Genomic DNA, 16,556 nt, shown 5'->3' on the forward strand with positions numbered 1-16,556 from the left:
CCGGGTCACGTGGTGGTGGACGGTCGCGGCGCGCTGCTGCCCACGGCACTGGCGATCAGGAGGATCACCGCGGGTAGGAACGCGCCACCGATGCCCAGCCCGAGCAGCAGACCCCATCCGGCGATGATGAGCGCGGCCACCAGATCGGCGACCACTGTCAGCCGACCGGCTCGCTGCGCGAGCACGGGCAGCAGCGCCGCGACGACGGGGACGCCGAGCAGATAGCTGGCCGCGGCGCCCGAGTCGTCCACGGTGAACGGGGTCAGCGCGGCGGCCACCAGCACGGTGATCGCCAGGGCCGACCAGCGGAGCACTGACCGGGTGTCGGCCGGCTTACGGACCAGGACCACGAGACCGACGAGCAGGACGCCCACGATCGCGCCGATCGCCGCCACACCGATCATCACGCTCTCCTCGACCGCCGCAGGTGGTGTTCATCGAAGACGGCGGATCGTCGTCTCTACGTCACACCATACGACTGGTCGGCCCAGCCGTAGGAGACCCGAACGACAGGCGGGTTGTCGCCGGCGTCAGTCGGCGTCCAGCACCTCCCGCAGCCGCGCGGCGAACTCCTCGGGCTTGCCCGCGTAGCCGAACTCGCCGCCGAGGAACCCGCCGTGGTGGCTCGGGAACACCACGGCCTCCTGGCCGAGCAGCGCCGCGAGGCCCAGGGCGGTGCGGGCGGTGTACGTCCCGGCCGACTCCTCGCCGACCGCGACCACGATCCGGGTGGGCGCGGCGGTGAGCACCTTCGCGTCGGGACGGTAGTCGGTGATCGCCCACGAGTTCTGCGACAGCAGTGGATCATCGCGGCTGCCGTCGTCGTCGGAGGCCATGCCGTACATCGCCGGGTCGGGAGTGGGCTGGGCGAAGTAGGCATCGGTGAACTCGCCCTGCCAGGACGTCATCGCGATGAACGCGGCCATCCCGGCACCCGTGCCCTTCGCCTGGTACGCCTCGTAGAAGCCGGCCCGGGCACGCTCGGCGGCCGTGGCGTCGGGGAGCACGGCGTTGATCGGCGGTTCGTGCGCCACCAGGGTGGCGACGTCGCCGGGGTGGGTGGCGACCAGTTCGAGGGCGGTCACCGCACCACCGCTGCTGGCGAACACGTCGACCGGACCGACGCCGAGCGCCTCGACGAGCGCGTGCAGGTCGGCGGCCTGCTGCTGCGGCGTGTGGTCGGATCGTCCGTCCTTGCGGACGCTGCGGCCCAGACCACGCGGGTCGTAGGTGAGGACCGTGCGGTCGGTGAGGTGCGGCGCGACCGCTCCGAAGCCCTCCGCCGTCATCGGCTGGCCGATCATGAGCAGCGGGCGATGGGCGCCGGCGGGAGGTAGCGGGCCGCGGACGTCGTAGACCAGGTCGACGCCGGGAATGACCAGGATGTGCGTCTGGATGTCCTGCATCCGATGAGACTACGGCCGGCTGACCTGAGTCGGGGTGCCTTGAGGGCGGCGAGCCACCCGGTTCTTCGGGACGGCGCTCGTGCGTCGACCCGGGTGGGGCGAGGGTCTGGGGCTACCGGTCGGTGGCGCGGCGGATGGTCGCGGCCAGCTGCGACGCGACGTGGCCGGGCTCGACTCCGTCGACGAGAATCACCTCGCCGGTGAGGTGCCTCGTCCGCAAGGGCTTGATCTCCTGATAGTCGCTGGACTGGTACCAGGAGCGGGCGTGGGTCGCATCGGGAAACTCGAGGACGACCACGTCGCCGGACCAGTCGCCCTCCAGGACGTCGACGGCGCCGCCGTGGACGATGAACCGGCCCGCGAAGGGCACGAGGGTGGCGTCGATTCGCTCCAGGTACGTCAGCACCTCGGCGTGCACGGGTGCCTTGCCCAGGCGTGCGATCACGTACGCGGTCATGATTGCCCGTCCTTTGTGTCGGGTCCTCTGCCCTGCGGTCGCTGCCAGCCTGACACGTCGATCCCCACCTGCTCAATGGTCGCGACAGCCGACCTGGTCGCCGATCTCCGGCGGAATGCCGAACGGGGTGCATTCGAGAGCGCTGCCTTCGCCCACCTTCTGCCACCTGCCGTCCGAGTGCTTGAACAGCAGCACACCGTCGCCCTGCATCCCGGGGTCGACGGCGAGCACGCCGGCCGTGGCCCACTGCCTCGCGCACCTGATCTGATCCGGGTCGATCCGGTGGGTGCTGGGCAGTCCCGATGCGGCCTGCAGGGTCGCCGCGCTCACCGGACAGGCGGCCGGGGTGGTGCCGGAGGGCGGGCTGTGGGTCGGTGAGGCGTTGACGGCGGAGGGTGGCGTCGCGGGCGAGGCGGGTGCGGCGGGTGCGGTGTCGGCCGGTGGCGTGGTGCTCGCCCCGGCGGCGGGAGTGGGCGAGGGGGTGGCGCAGGCTGCCAGACCGGCCAGCGCGGCGACGGGCAGGAGGGTGCGGAGCGCGGTCAGGTTCATCGTTCCTCCGGGTGCGGCATCGAAAGGGCTTTCCCAGTACACGTTCTGGGACCCCTCCGGGTTGCGCTGCCGATTCGGGGTGCCCATCGGAGCTGGTGCGTGGCTGACTCGGCCGTTCGCCCCCGTACATCTGATGTATGTCCATCGGGGTGGGCGGTCGTCGACGTGATCCTGGCGGATCGCTCTGCTGTGCCGTGTCGGTGCGCCGCTGCTCACCCGCCCATGCATCTTGCTGACCGGCCACAGCGTCCCGGTGTCCACGCATTGATCGACCGTTGCCTATTCTGTGGGCCCGGAGTAACCTTCCCGAAACACATCCGATGTCTGGCTCGTCAAGGTCGACATCGGCCTGCGCAGGCAGGGTCCCGGTTGGCCCCACCAAGCGGATCCCCATGTCGAGTCCCACAGTTGTCACGCTTCGGGGTGGCCGGACTGGTCACCGTTTGGAGGATCGATGTCAGACCTGACCCGACGGCAAGCCATCAAGATCGGCGCAGCCGGCGCGGGCGGCGCCCTTCTGCCGGTGCCCTGGACCGCCGTGGCACGAGCGGACTCGGTATCGCCGCCACAGGTGTTGGCCGCTGGGGACCTCGCACTCTGGTACGACGAGGGGGCCGGCAGCGACTGGCTGCGGGCGCTGCCGATCGGCAACGGCCGGCTCGGCGCCATGGTCTTCGGCAACGTCGACACCGAGCGACTTCAGCTCAATGAGGACACCGTCTGGGCCGGCGGCCCGCACGATCCCAGCAACACCAGAGGCGCGGGGGCGCTCGCGGAGATCCGACGGCTGGTCAACGCGAACCAGTGGACCCAGGCCCAGGATCTGATCAACCAGACCATGATGGGCAACCCGGGCGGCCAACTCGCGTACCAGACCGTCGGCAACCTCCGGCTCGCCTTCGGATCCGCCAGCGGCGCGTCACAGTACGACCGGACGCTCGACCTCACCACCGCCACCGTCACGACGACGTACGTGTTGAACGGCGTTCGTCACCAGCGGGAGGTGTTCGCCAGCGCACCGGATCAGGTGATCGCGATGCGACTGACCGCCGACCGCAGCGGCTCGATCAGCTTCACCGCCACCTTCGACAGCCCGCAGCGCACCACGGTGTCCAGCCCGGACGGGACCACGATCGGCCTCGACGGCGTCTCCGGGAACATGGAGGGCGTCACCGGCGCGGTCCGCTTCCTCGCCCTGGCCAACGCCACGGTCAGCGGCGGCAGTGTGTCCAGCTCCGGCGGCACCCTGCGGGTGACCAACGCCAACAGCGTGACACTGCTGATCTCCATCGGCTCCAGCTACGTCAACTACCGCAACGTCGGTGGCGACTACCAGGGCATCGCCCGGCAGCGCCTCACCGCGGCGCGGGCCAGCAGCTACGACCAGCTGCGCAGCCGACACGTGGCCGACTACCAGGCGCTGTTCGGCAGGGTCACTCTGGATCTGGGCCGTACGTCCGCGGCCGACCAGACGACCGATGTCCGGATCGCCCAGCACAACAACGTCAACGACCCGCAGTTCTCCACGCTGCTGTTCCAGTACGGCCGGTATCTGCTGATCTCGTCGTCGCGGCCCGGCACCCAGCCGGCGAACCTCCAGGGCATCTGGAACGACTCGCTGGCTCCGGCGTGGGACTCGAAGTACACGATCAACGCCAACCTGCCGATGAACTACTGGCCGGCGAACACCACCAACCTGGCCGAATGCCACGGCCCGGTCTTCGACATGGTCCGGGAGCTCGCGGTCACCGGCACCCGCACCGCGCAGGTGCAGTACGGCGCGGCGAGCGGGTGGGTCACCCACCACAACACCGACGCGTGGCGGGCCACCGCGGTGGTGGACGGCGCGTTCTGGGGCATGTGGCAGACCGGCGGCGCCTGGCTCTCGACGTTGATCTGGGACCACTACCTGTTCAACGGCGACATCGAGTTCCTGCGGACGAACTATCCGGCGATGAAGGGCGCGGCGCAGTTCTTCCTCAACACCCTTGTCACCGAGCCGACCCTCGGATACCTGGTGACCAACCCGTCGAACTCGCCGGAGCTCAGCCACCACTCGAACGCGAGCGTGTGCGCCGGCCCCACCATGGACAACCAGATCCTGCGGGACCTGTTCGACGCGTGCGCCCGGGCGAGCGAGATCCTCGACGTGGACAGCACCTTCCGGGCGCAGGTGCGTGCCACCCGGGACCGGCTCCCACCCATGAAGATCGGCTCTCGCGGCAACATCATGGAGTGGCTCTACGACTGGGTGGAGACCGAGCCCAACCACCGGCACATCTCGCACCTGTACGGTCTGGCGCCCAGCAACCAGATCACCAGGCGCGGCACCCCGCAGTTGTTCGAAGCGGCTCGCCGGACCCTGGCGTTGCGCGGCGACGACGGCACGGGCTGGTCACTGGCCTGGAAAATCAACTTCTGGGCTCGGATGGAGGAGGGCAAGCGAGCCCACGACCTGATCCGCTACCTCGCCACCACCGCGCGACTCGCGCCCAACATGTTCGACCTGCACCCGCCGTTCCAGATCGACGGCAACTTCGGCGCCACCGCCGGCATCGCCGAGATGCTGTTGCAGAGCCACGCGGGTGAGCTGCACGTCCTGCCCGCGCTGCCGCCGGCCTGGCCGAGCGGGCGGGTGACCGGCCTACGCGGTCGGGGCGGGCACACGGTCGGCATCACGTGGGCGAGCGGCCAGGCCACCGAGATCCTCGTCCGACCGGATCGGGCCGGCACCGTCCGCCTCCGCTCCCGGATCCTGACCGGCACCGTCACTGTGGTGGACACCAGCGACGGTACGGCGGCCCGGACCACCCGGATCGACTCCGACCTCATCGACGTCACGGTGCAGGCCGGACGCACCTACCGGGTCACCAGCTCCGGCGTTGCCACCCCCACGCTGGAGCAGAGCTTCAGCAACGTCGGCATCACCAGCGACAGCAACACCAACGTCGGAAACTTCGACGGCGGCGGGGCCTCGCTCTCCGCGCAGGCCCTGGCTCAGGCCGGCGCCAGCCCGGGAGGCACGGTGAGCCGCAACGGAGTCAACTTCCGCTGGCCCAATGTCAGCTCCGGGGCCGCCGACAACGCCATCGCGTCGGGCCAGACCATCAGCGTGACCGGCACCGGCCGAACGCTCGGCTTCCTGCTGACCGGCACCTACGGCGCGGTGTCCGGGACCGGCACTGTGGTCTACGCCGACGGCACCCGCCAGACGTTCACGCTGAGTTCGCCAGACTGGTATGGCGGGCCGCACTCCGGGGGTACCGCGGCCATCGTGTCCGCGTACCAGAACCGGCCCAACAACGTCCGGCAGTCCACCGCCGGCTGCATCTACTACGTGGGCGTCGCGTTGCAGAGCAAGGCGGTGGCCTCGGTGGTGTTGCCCAACATCAGTGCCCGGCCGGCGACGAACGTGCCGACCATGCACGTCTTCGCCATCGCGATCGGCAGCTGACAGCAACTGATCCCGCCTCGGGGGAGGCGGTCGGCGGTAACCGTCGGTCGCCTCCCCCGAGGCGGACGCGGTAATGAGCGGTATACCTCAGAGGTATGAATATGACTCTGAGGTATACCGCTCAACAGCACACATGACATGCCGGGGCTTGCCCGTTCAGCGGATGCGCTCTCCGCGGCTCTCGATCCGGAAGTAGTCGAAGGCGACGTCGAGGTCGGTGGAGGTGCCGGCCCGGTTGAAGGCCAGTAGCCCGGCCTTCGTCGGCTCGGCGTTCAGGGTCGTGGAGCCGATGTATCGGTAGACGTCCCCGTCGCTGGAGTAGTAGGCGCGGTAGCTGTTCCCGATCTTGGTCAGTCGGAGCCAGATGGCGCCGTCGGCCCCGACGATGCGCTGGGCGTCGGCACCGGTGATCTCCAGGGTCGACGCCGTGCCGTTCTGTTCGCGTAGGAAGACGATCCGGGCCTTGTTGATGGCCGCGGTCGCGTTGCCCATCTCCCACGCGAGTTTCACGTAGTTGTTGTCGTCCGCGTACCCGAGAACACCGCCCTGCTCGTTGTTGGTGGCGAGTGGGCGGGAGAAGACCACGGCGGACTCGGCCGTCCAGTCGCCGTCGACGTCCTGGAGGGCCAGGTTCCGCGCGGTGTTGACGTTGCCCTGGAGGTCGCCCTGCTGCGAGGTGATCACCAGAGACCCGTCGGCCAGTCGCCGCCTGCTCTCGTCCGGCCGGACCCACTGCCACTGCGCTCGGAGTTGTGTCGACTCGAACTCGTCGCTGCCGGTGATGGTGGTGTTCAACTCCACCGTGTAGACCGACGACGCTGCGCCGTTCGTGACGGTGACCCGAGCCTGCCCGGTGGGGTCGGTCGCCTGCTCGACCACGACCGACGCGGCGGGGTCGGCGGCGGTGGCGGTGACCGTCGGCACGGTCGTGGTGCCGGCCGGCGTGAGGGCGTTGTAGCGCAGCACCGACGGTGCGAAGGCCGTCAGGCCCTTGCCGTCGACTCGCAGGGCCGTCAGCGTCGTGTCGGGCACCAGGTTGAAGACGTAGTTCTTCACGAGGGGGCCGAAGAAGCTCTCCGTGGTGACCTTGACGACCGCCTGACCGGGTACGTCGGCCGCCTGGGAGATGATCTCGTAGCGGGCCTTCCGGTCAGCCGTCCGCACCTTGGTGATGGTCGGCGACGCCCCGGCCGGCACCGGGATGGTGTACGAGGTGTCCGACAGGTTGAAGCCGCCGAACGTCTTCCCGTTCACGGTGATCGTGGCCGACAGTGGCGCGTCGTTGACCGGGATGTCCCGCCCGCTGAACTCCTTCCAGTAGTTCACCGAGGTGTCCCGCCAGTTGGCCGCGTCCGCCTCGTGGACCGCCAGCTTGGCGCGAACCTCGGTGAACCGGCGCGCGTCGATGTCGGGCTGGAGCGTTTCCCAGGTCTCCCGCATCCAGGTCACGTACTGCACACCCATCTGGTAGCGGTAGACCAACTCCGCCCAGAATGTCCGCCCGCTGTCCATCCGATGGCCCCACGGCACGTGGTGGAACCACATCAGCAGGTTCTCCGGGACCGAGTCGATGTCGCCGTAGCGCTGCTGGAGGCGGGGGAAGTACTGGGCGGCCAGGTTGCTGCCGGTGGGGGAGCGGTCGAAGCCCAGACCGACGCTGTCGGCCTTGTTGTAGTAGATCGGGCTCCAGTCGTCGCGGCCCGCCCAGTCGGCGGGGTCGGGGCGGTAGTGGGCGCCCTCGGCGAACTGGTGGCCGATGCCCAGCGGGGTCTGGTAGCTGACCAACGACTCCCACGAGCCCATCATCATCCTGCGGATGGTGTCGACGACGCGCCGGTCGTTGCTCCAGGTCATCCGCGTCCAGTCGGTCGCGATGTCCGCCGAGTCGAGCGTCCAGTCCCACGCCTGACGGCCGAAGGCGAAGAGGTTCGCCTGGGCGAAGTGGTGCCCGGTCAGGTTGTCGGCGTTGCCGAGGTTGGCGACACCCACGATGGCGGTGTCCGAGTGGTGTTGGGCGCTCCCGTCGACGATGTCGCCGACCAGCCGCTCCTTGAGCAGCTTCCCGTTCGCGTCGGTCGCGTACGTGTCGGTCTTGAGGATCTCCTCGTACATCGGGCCGAGGTAGGTCAGCATCCAGTTCTGACCCGTGTATTCCTGGGTGATCTGGAGTTCCAGGGCCTGGTTGGTGTTCTCCATCCGGCCGAACATCGGGTGGATGGGCTCCCGGGCCTGGAAGTCCAGTGGCCCGTTCTTGGTCTGCAGGAACACGTTGTCGGCGAAGCGTCCCCGGCTGCCGTCCGGCTGGGCCTCGTCGTCGATCGGCCCGAACTCCAGGTAGGCCCGCTTGAGCCGGTCGTTGTCGACCTCGGCGTTGTAGACGAACGTCCGCCAGTGCACGGTCATCCCGAGCGGCGCCACCGCGGCGGCGATGGCGTTGGCGCCGTCACCGTGGTCGTACCCGAAGTCCTGTGGCCCCGGCTGTCCCTCGGAGTTGGCCTTGACGGTGAGTCCCATGAAGTCCGGGATCGCGGCCTGGATCTGCTGGGCCCGGCGGTGCCACCAGCCCCGGAACTCCGCACCGTACGGGTCGAGTTGGCTGTTGGTCAGCGTGTCCGGCGCGAACCGGCTGTCGGTGGGCGCGGTGTAGCGGATCGACAGACCCAACCTGATGCCGTACGGACGCAGCGCGTCGGCGAGGGCCGCCTCCTGCGCGATGCGGGCGCTCGTCAGGTACGCGTTGTCGGCGTTGACGTTGTTGATGGTGATGCCGTTGATGCCCAGGGACGCCAGCGCGCGGGCCATGACGAGGTAGCGGTCGAGGATGACGGGCAGGTTCCGGCCGGCGCTGGCACCGGTCGCGGCGAAGTTGAAGATCGCACCGCTCTCCCCGTTCAGCCCGCCCAGCCCGGAGGCGTTGTTGCCCGCGTAGAGACGCTCGGTCTCCCAGTTGTTCAGCAACCGATGCTTGATCTTCGGTGACTCCGCGACGCGGAGGTGGTCGATGGGTTTCTGGGTCTGCAGGAGCCGGAGGAAGGCGAAGGTGCCGTACAGCGCGCCGAGGTCGGTGTTGCCGGCGATGACGGTGAACCGTGCCCTGCCCTTCGACACCGAGCGGACGAGGTAGCCCTCGTCGCCCACCTTGGCCAGGTCGCGGGCCGCGATGCTGCGCCCCACCAGCGGCGAACTCGCCGGTGTGCCCACCACTACCGCGCCGTCCGGGACCGTGCCGCCGTCGCCCGTCGTCACCGGTGTCGGCTGGCCGAGCAGCCCGCCCAGGCCGCGTACCAGTTCGTCCCGGGCGGCGCCCAGCGTGGACTCGGCGAGTTTCTCGCTGGAACCGGGAGCCATCGCGAGGTCCGTGGTGTGCCGGTGGGCCCTGGTGGCGTCGGCGTTCTCGACCACGATCGCCGTGGCCGCCCGGCGGTAGTCGCGCAGCAGCTTCGCGTCGTCGACCGGCACGTACCGCAACCACAGGTCGGAGCCGCTGTAGTCGCCCGGCGACGCGGCCGCGGCGACCGGCGTGGTGGTGGCGACCGTGAGGGTGGCCGCGACGGTGGCGAACACCGTGCCCAGCACGATGAGGGTCCGCCGTAGCCGGGGCACCGAAGCTCGGTTCATCGCCATCTCCTCGTTCGTCCGCTGGGGACGCCGGTGCGCCCGTCCCGCGAGCGCAACGACGTTGACAGATGGATTCCCGTCGATCCTGTCGGGGGCGGTCGGACCTCGGCAACGAGTTGTCGTTTCTTGTCGTGGGGCCGTGCGGCCTCACGGCAGGTGGGCCGCCGGGCCCGGCCCGGACCGCTGCCGAGCCCACGAGGGTCGGGCGCGACCGGGGCTCGGGTTGCGCGCGGCCGTCGAGTCGCGGACCACGAGGCGAACCGGCAGGACCATCGGTCGGCCGGTGTGCCCCGGCGCCCCCTCGATCATCGTGAGCAGGTGCCGGGTCGCGGCTGAGCCCTCCGCGTAGAGCGGCGCCGCGACAGTGGTGAGGCCGGGCGTGACGATGTCGGCGGCGAGGATGTTGTCGAAACCCACGACGCTGACGTCGCCCGGAACGTTGACGCCCATCCGGCTGAGGCCGCGGATGATCCCGATGGCCATCTGGTCGTTGAAGGCGAGGACCGCCGTCGCGGGACGCGCGTACAACTCCTGTGCGGCCCGCTCACCGCCGGCCATGGTGGGGCTGAACGGCCCGATCTGACGAACCTTGATCTCCAACTCCATGCCCGCTTCGAGCAGCGACCGCCAGCGGATGCCGTTCGGCCAGGACGCCTGCGGCCCCGCGACGTAGGTGATGTGGTCGTGCCCCAGCTCGCCGAGGTGCTCGGCGGCCCGCCGCACCCCACGTGGGTCGTCCGTGACGACGCACGGCACGTCGGCGAGAGCGCGGTTGAGGACCACCACCGGTCGCTGTTTGGCGACCATCCGGATGGCTGAGTCGGACATCCGGCTGCTGGCCAGCACGATGCCGTCGACCGTCGACATGGCGCGTTCCACAGCCGCCCGTTCCAACCGGTCGGACTCCTGGGCGTCGATCAGCACTGTGGTGTATTCGCCGTCGGTCGCCGCCTCCTGCGCGCCGCGCACGATCTCCGCGTACACCGGGTTGGTGATGTCGGCGATGACCAGCGCGATCATCTGCGTGCGGGACGTGGTGAGGGCGCGGGCGAGGGGGTTGGTCCGGTAGCCCAACCGCTCGGCGACCCGCCGGATCCGTTCGGCGGTCTCGGAGTTGACGCGACTCGGCCGGGAGAAGGCGCGGGACACCGTGGACGGTGACACGTCGGCCTCGACAGCGACGTCGTAGATCGTGACTCTCTTTCCCGGCGGCCTGGTGTGGTCGGGCATCTGCATGCTCCTCCCGGCTACGCGGCGTGATCATGGTATGGCGGCCGTGAATACTCGGCAATGCCCCGGCAACAATCCGGGGCCGCCGGATCGCATTCGCGCGAGGCAATACATGGCAACCCGTTGCCGCGGTGGCGGGCCGGCTGTCTCAATCAGCGGGGATGACACCTGGCGGAGGGAACGGCTCATGGGTATGACGCGGCGCGGAGCTCTCCTGGTCACGGCATCGTCGCTCCTGGTGGGCGCGGTCGGGTGCGGGGCACCCGAAGCTCCCGGTGGCACCGAGGGCGACACCACGGGCGAGGTGCCACAGCGGCCCGGTAAGGCCGTCACGCTCAACGTCCTCGACGTGGCGGGCAACCTCCAGTTGACCCAGGGGATGATCGACGAGTTCGTCTCGAAGAACCCCGAGGTGATCTCCCGGGTGACCTATTCGAAGGCGCCGGCGCCCGAGCTGGCCGGGAAGATCAAGGCCCAGCAGGGGGCGGACCGGGTGGACATCGGTCTCGTGCTGACCGGCGTCGACGGCCTGGCCGCCGGGATCGAGCAAGGGCTCTGGATCGACGTGCTGCCGACCTTCCAGGACCGCCTCGGCGGCATGCGCGACTACCTGACGCCGGCCGCCGCGATGCAGCAGCTCGCCGGCAACGCGGGCGTCACCGTCACCTACTACCCGTCCGGCCCGCTGCTCGAATACCTGCCGTCCCGCCTCGCCTCGCCTCCCACCAGCGCGGACGCGTTGCTCGCCTGGGCCAAGGCCAACCCCAAGAAGTTCCAGTACGCCCGCCCGGCCAACTCCGGCCCGGGCCGGACCTTCCTGATGGGTCTGCCCTACATCCTCGGCGACTCGAACCCCAAGGACCCCACCGCGGGGTGGGACAAGACGTGGGCCTTCCTCAAGGAGTTGGGCCAGTACGTCGACTACTACCCGTCCGGCACCACCGAGACGATGAAGAACCTCGCCAACGGCACCGCGCACCTGATCGTCAGCACGACCGGTTGGGACATCAACCCGCGGGTGCTCGGCACGGTGCCCAAGGAGGCCAGGATCACCCCGATCGACGGCTTCCACTGGGTCACCGACGCGCACTACGCGGTCATGCCCAAGGGCGTGTCGACCGACACCCAGGCCGCGGTGCTGGCCCTGTTGGCGTTCATGCTCACCCCCGAACAGCAGGCGAAGGCGTACGACGAGGGCTACTTCTACCCGGGCCCGGCGATCAAGGAGGTCCAGCTCTCGTCGGCGCCGCAGAAGAGTCAGGACGCGATCCGGGAGTTCGGTCGCCCGGAGTACGACGCGCTGATCGCCGGGAACCCGACCGAGGTCCCGCTCGACGCGAAGAGCCTGGTGGCGGCGTTCAGCCGCTGGGACCGCGAGATCGGTGGCGGGAAGGTCAAGCAGGGATGAGCGGCTTCTCCCAGCTGCGGCTGGACGGGGTGTCCCGCCGGTTCGGTGGTCAGGCCGCGCTCACCGAGCTGGACTTGACGATCGAGGCGGGGGAGTTCATCGCCCTGCTCGGCCCGTCCGGCTGCGGCAAGTCGACGGCGTTGAACTGTCTGGCCGGGCTCCTGCCGTTGACGGCGGGGAGCATCTGGCAGGACGAGCGCCGCATCGACACGCTGCCACCGGAGCGGCGCGGCTTCGGCATGGTGTTCCAGAGCTACGCCCTCTTCCCGCACCTGACGGTCCGGGCGAACATCGCCTTCGGACTGCGGATGCGGCGGCTGCCCAAGGAGGAGACCCGCCGGCGTACGGAGGAGGCGGTACGGCTGGTGCGACTGGAGGACCACGTCGACAAGCTCCCCGGTCAGCTCTCGGGTGGGCAGCAGCAGCGCGTCGCGATCGCCCGCGCCGTCGTGTTCGAGCCGTCCCTGGTGTTGATGGACGAGCCGTTGAGCAACCTCGACGCCAAGCTGCGCCTGGAGATGCGGACCGAGATCCGCCGGCTGCACCAGTCGCTGGGGCTCACCACCGTCTACGTGACCCACGACCAGGAGGAGGCGCTCTCCCTGGCCGACCGGCTGGTGGTGCTGCGGGAGGGGCGGGTGCAGCAGATCGGCTCGCCGCGCGAGCTGCACACCCGGCCGGCGAACTGGCACGTCGCCGACTTCATGGGCTACCGCAACCTGTGGCGGGGGCGGGTGGAGCAGCTCGACGGTGCCCAGGCCACCGTCGAGTCGTCCGGCCATCGCCTGCTCGGCGAGGCGGTCGGTGGCCTCCAGAGCCGGGCGGAGGCCGTCGTCGCGGTACGCCCCGAGGACATCCGCGTCGACGGGCCCGGCGAAACGCGCAACACCATGTCGGCGACCGTCGAGGTGGTGGAGTATCAGGGTCGCGAGTTGGCGGCCGAGGCCCGCACCGACACCGGGCTGCTGCTGCACCTGCGGACCGAGCAGCGCATCGCCCCGGGCGACCAGGTCAAGCTCGCCGTCGACCCGCAGCGGCTGCTCGTCTACCCCGCCGACGTGTCGGCGCGGGCCGACCGCCTCGCGGACGCCTCGGGGGCGACGCGGTGAGCGGCGCCGGGCCCGGGAGGCCGCTGACGCACTGGCAGCACCGTCTCGCCGAGCGGGGCGTCGACCGTCAGCTCTGGTTGCTGGTCCCGGCGCTGGTCTTCGTCGTCGCCCTGTTCCTCTACCCGTTCTTCTACGGGTTGACGCTCTCGTTCCAGCCGACCAGGGGCGGACCGTTCAGCGACTACGCCCGGTTCTTCTCCGACTCGTACGAGCGGGGCACGATCTGGATCACGCTGCGGATCGCGTTGCCCGCCGCGTTGCTGAACGTCCTCGCCGCGGTGCCGATCGCCTACCGGATGCGCGGCCGGTTCCGGGGCAAGCGCTTGGTCACCACGCTGCTGGTCGTGCCGATCACGCTCGGCACGGTCCTCACCGCGCAGGGGTTGTTGAACTTCCTCGGCCCGACCGGCTGGTTCAACCGGATCCTGCTGGCCACCAACCTCGTCGAGGAGCCGGTGCGGCTGACCCACAACTACTGGGGCGTGTTCTTCTCGCTGGTGATCACCGGCTTTCCGTTCGCGTTCCTGCTGGTGCTCTCGTACCTGTCCGGCATCGACCCGACCCTGGAACGGGCCGCGGCGACGTTGGGCGCGGACTGGCGTCGCCGGTTCACCCGGATCACCCTGCCGCTGCTGATGCCCGGCCTCGCCACCACCTTCTGCCTGACCTTCGTGCTGGCGTTCAGCGTGTTCCCGTCGGCGGTCCTGGTCGGCAACCCGGCCGGTGAGACCCGGGTCATCTCCCTCGCCGCCTACCAGGCCGCGTATGAGCGGTACGACTACCCGTACGCGTCCGCGATCGCCATGATCATGGGCTTCGTCGAGCTGGTCATCATCGCGGTGGTGCTGGCCGCTCGCAGCCGCTTCTACACCGGTTCCACCGGAGGCAAGGGCTGATGGCAACGACCACCCGGGCGCGGCCGGCGCGACCCCCCGCCACCAGCACCGACCGGCGGCGGCGCATCGCCGCGAGGCCGGCCGCCTGGCTCGTGTGGGGCGTCGTCATCTTCTTCTTCCTCAACCTGCTGGGCGTGGTGGCGTCCGTGCTGGTCAGCTCGTTCGGCCAGCGATGGTTCGACACCTGGCTCCCGGACGGCTACACCACCAGTTGGTACGCCCGAGCCTGGGACGAGTTCGCGCTCCTGCAGGTCATCGTCGTGACGCTGGAGGTCTCCGTACTCGTTGTGGGTCTGTCGCTGCTGATCGGCGTGCCGGCCGCCTACGCCCTCGCGCGACGCTCGTTCCCGGGCAAGCGGCTGATCTTCCTGGTGTTCCTGCTGCCCATCCTCATGCCCCCGATCACGTACGGCATCCCGCTGGCGACCGTCCTGTACAAGTTCGGCCTGGCCGGGCACATGTCCGGGGTGGTGCTCGCGAACCTCGTACCGTCGGTGCCGTTCGTCATCCTGACCATGACCCCGTTCATCGAGCAGATCGACCCGCGGATCGAGAGTGCCGCGCGGATGTGCGGCGCGGGCCTGCGCACCGTGTTCCTGCGGGTCCTCACGCCGCTGCTGGTGCCGGGCATCCTCGCCTCCGCGATCCTCGTGCTGGTCCGGACCGTGGGCATGTTCGAGCTGACCTTCCTGACCGCGGGGCCCGACTCGCAGACCCTGGTGGTGGCGCTCTACTACTCGATGTCCGCGTCCGGGATCAGGGCCCAGCAGTCGGTCGACGCCATGGCCGTCATCTACACCTCGATGATGCTGGTCCTGCTCGTCGTCGCACTGCGCTACGTCAACCCGACCCAGCTGGTGGCGCAGGTCAAGGACGAGCCGGAGCACTGACGTCGGCGCCGGCGTCGAGGATCTCACCCAGGCGACCCGCGACAGTGATGAGCGCGGGCAGCCGGGTCCGCAGACCGCGGTAGGCCGCGGTGAGAGCCGGGTCGACAGTGACGGGCTCGCCGCCGGGGACCCCGGGATCGAGCTGGGTGACCGCCGCCGGGAGATCGGCGCTGTGGCCGATCGCGAAGAGCCCGAGCGCCGCCGCGCCGAGGGTGACGTGGTCGGCCGCACCCGCGACGTGGACGGGGCAGTCCAGCACCGCGGCCATCACCTCGCGCCACAACGGAGACCGGAAGGCGCCGCCGGTGAGGCGTACGCTGCCGATCGGTGTCACGTCGGCCAGCCGGTCACGGAGATCGCCGAGTTGCAGGCAGACCCCCTCCACGGCGGCCCGGACCAGGTGCCCGCGCGAGTGCTCGCTGCGCAGCCCCAGGAACGCGCCGGGCGGGGCGCAGCCCTCCGGTGGGGCCTCGTCGGCCCACAGGTAGGGCAGCATCACGAGACCGTCGCTGCCCGGTGCGATCCGTTCGGCGAGATCCAGCAGCGCGGGTACGGCGTGGTCGTCACCGAGGACCCGTCCCGCCCACCGCACGACGTTGCCGCCGTTGCCGACCGCCCCGCGGACAACCCACGCGTCGTCGGTCAGCGCCCCACAGGAGAAGGTTTCGGCCAGGTCAATGCGGGGGGCCTTGACGACAGTCCGCAGAGCCCCGGTGGCGCCGAGCGTCAGGCCACCGACGGTGGGGTCGATCGCCGCCGCGCCCAGACTCCGCAACGGCCCGTCACCCGCGCCGACGACGACCGGTGTGCCCGACGGCAGGCCGATCGCGCGTCCGGCCGTCGGCGACAGCCGCAACACCGCCGTCGTGGGCAGGACCGGGGGCAGTTGACTCTCGGACACCCCGGCGAGATCGAGTACGGCGGAGCTCCACGCCCGACGGTGCACGTCGAACATCCCGGTGCCGGAGGCCGAGGACAACTCGGTCACCAGCATCCCGGTGAGCCGATGGACCACGTAGTCCTTGAGGCCGACCCACCACCGTGTGGCCGTGCAGAGGTACGGCTCGTGGCGGGCGAACCACAGGAGCTTGCAGAGCGGGTTCATCGGGTGCACCGGGGTACCCGTCAACCGGTGCAGCTCCCGGCTCTGGCCGGACGACCGCAGTTCACGGGCCGCCTCCGACGACCGCGTGTCACAGCGGGTCAGCAGCGGCGTCACCGGTGTCATCGCCGCGTCCAACCCGATCAGGCCGTACCTGGCGGAACTCAGCGCGAGGGCGACCACCTCCGCCCCGGCGGTGCCGGCCACACAGGCGGACGTCGCCGCCAGGGTCGCCGCCACGAGGACGTCCGGCTCCTGTACCCGCCAGCCGGGCACCGGTTCAAGCAGCGGGTACTCCCGCGTCGCGACGTGTCGTGCGGTGCCGTCCAGTGCGAACGCGGCCGCCCGCGCGGCCCTGGTGCCCACGTCGACTCCGACGATCACCCGACGCTCCGGCCCCATTCGCCCATGGTCGAGCGGCGTTCGGCGCGCCGGCA

At 70.0% G+C, this 16,556-nt stretch carries 12 protein-coding genes; 5 read left to right on the forward strand and 7 right to left on the reverse strand.

Features of this window, described 5'->3' with window-relative positions; all coding sequences use genetic code 11:
* Positions 1–5 precede the first annotated feature (5 nt).
* The 4 genes from DLJ59_RS17120 to DLJ59_RS17135 all read right to left on the reverse strand — a co-directional run bounded on the left by DLJ59_RS17120 (position 6) and on the right by DLJ59_RS17135 (position 2,412).
* Positions 6–404, reverse strand: coding sequence for a hypothetical protein (locus DLJ59_RS17120; RefSeq protein WP_124773638.1), 399 nt, complete (start codon positions 402–404; stop codon positions 6–8).
* A gap of 126 nt (positions 405–530) precedes the next feature.
* Positions 531–1,406, reverse strand: coding sequence for an alpha/beta fold hydrolase (locus tag DLJ59_RS17125; protein ID WP_208648732.1), 876 nt, complete (start codon positions 1,404–1,406; stop codon positions 531–533).
* Between the two features lie 112 nt (positions 1,407–1,518).
* On the reverse strand, positions 1,519–1,863 hold the full coding sequence (locus DLJ59_RS17130) for a DUF1330 domain-containing protein (RefSeq protein ID WP_124773639.1): 345 nt from the start codon (positions 1,861–1,863) through the stop codon (positions 1,519–1,521).
* A gap of 72 nt (positions 1,864–1,935) precedes the next feature.
* Positions 1,936–2,412, reverse strand: a complete 477-nt coding sequence (locus DLJ59_RS17135) for a hypothetical protein (RefSeq protein ID WP_124773640.1) — start codon at positions 2,410–2,412, stop codon at positions 1,936–1,938.
* Between the two features lie 454 nt (positions 2,413–2,866).
* Here DLJ59_RS17135 and DLJ59_RS17140 point away from each other — a divergent pair, with 454 nt between their 5' ends.
* Positions 2,867–5,866 carry a glycoside hydrolase family 95 protein gene (locus tag DLJ59_RS17140; RefSeq protein ID WP_124773641.1) on the forward strand — a complete coding sequence of 1,000 codons (3,000 nt, stop codon included), beginning with the start codon at positions 2,867–2,869 and terminating at the stop codon, positions 5,864–5,866.
* A gap of 156 nt (positions 5,867–6,022) precedes the next feature.
* Here the strand turns inward: DLJ59_RS17140 and DLJ59_RS17145 are convergent, their stop codons facing one another.
* Together DLJ59_RS17145 and DLJ59_RS17150 are read right to left on the reverse strand one after the other, a co-directional pair.
* On the reverse strand, positions 6,023–9,484 hold the full coding sequence (locus tag DLJ59_RS17145; protein ID WP_124773642.1) for an alpha-glucuronidase family glycosyl hydrolase: 3,462 nt from the start codon (positions 9,482–9,484) through the stop codon (positions 6,023–6,025).
* 147 nt (positions 9,485–9,631) lie between these two features.
* Positions 9,632–10,714: a LacI family DNA-binding transcriptional regulator gene (locus DLJ59_RS17150; RefSeq protein WP_124773643.1), complete on the reverse strand. Its 1,083-nt coding sequence runs from the start codon at positions 10,712–10,714 to the stop codon at positions 9,632–9,634.
* Between the two features lie 187 nt (positions 10,715–10,901).
* On the opposite strand from DLJ59_RS17150, the gene DLJ59_RS17155 reads away from it, so the two are divergent.
* The 4 genes from DLJ59_RS17155 to DLJ59_RS17170 are packed head-to-tail and all read left to right on the forward strand — an operon-like array spanning position 10,902 to position 15,017.
* Positions 10,902–12,122, forward strand: coding sequence for an ABC transporter substrate-binding protein (locus DLJ59_RS17155; protein ID WP_124773644.1), 1,221 nt, complete (start codon positions 10,902–10,904; stop codon positions 12,120–12,122).
* Positions 12,119–13,231, forward strand: coding sequence for an ABC transporter ATP-binding protein (locus DLJ59_RS17160; protein ID WP_124773645.1), 1,113 nt, complete (start codon positions 12,119–12,121; stop codon positions 13,229–13,231). Before DLJ59_RS17155 ends, DLJ59_RS17160 begins: the two co-directional genes overlap by 4 nt.
* On the forward strand, positions 13,228–14,127 hold the full coding sequence (locus DLJ59_RS17165; protein WP_124773646.1) for an ABC transporter permease: 900 nt from the start codon (positions 13,228–13,230) through the stop codon (positions 14,125–14,127). The genes DLJ59_RS17160 and DLJ59_RS17165 overlap by 4 nt, the downstream gene beginning before the upstream one ends.
* Positions 14,127–15,017, forward strand: coding sequence for an ABC transporter permease (locus DLJ59_RS17170; protein ID WP_124773647.1), 891 nt, complete (start codon positions 14,127–14,129; stop codon positions 15,015–15,017). The genes DLJ59_RS17165 and DLJ59_RS17170 overlap by 1 nt, the downstream gene beginning before the upstream one ends.
* On the opposite strand, the gene DLJ59_RS17175 is transcribed toward DLJ59_RS17170, so the two are convergent.
* Positions 14,995–16,521, reverse strand: a complete 1,527-nt coding sequence (locus tag DLJ59_RS17175) for a gluconokinase (protein WP_124773648.1) — start codon at positions 16,519–16,521, stop codon at positions 14,995–14,997. The two genes, DLJ59_RS17170 and DLJ59_RS17175, sit on opposite strands and share 23 nt — an antisense overlap.
* Between the last annotated feature and the right edge of the window lie 35 nt (positions 16,522–16,556).

Source organism: Micromonospora inaquosa, assembly GCF_003857055.1.
GTDB classification, from domain to species: Bacteria; Actinomycetota; Actinomycetes; order Mycobacteriales; family Micromonosporaceae; genus Micromonospora; species Micromonospora inaquosa.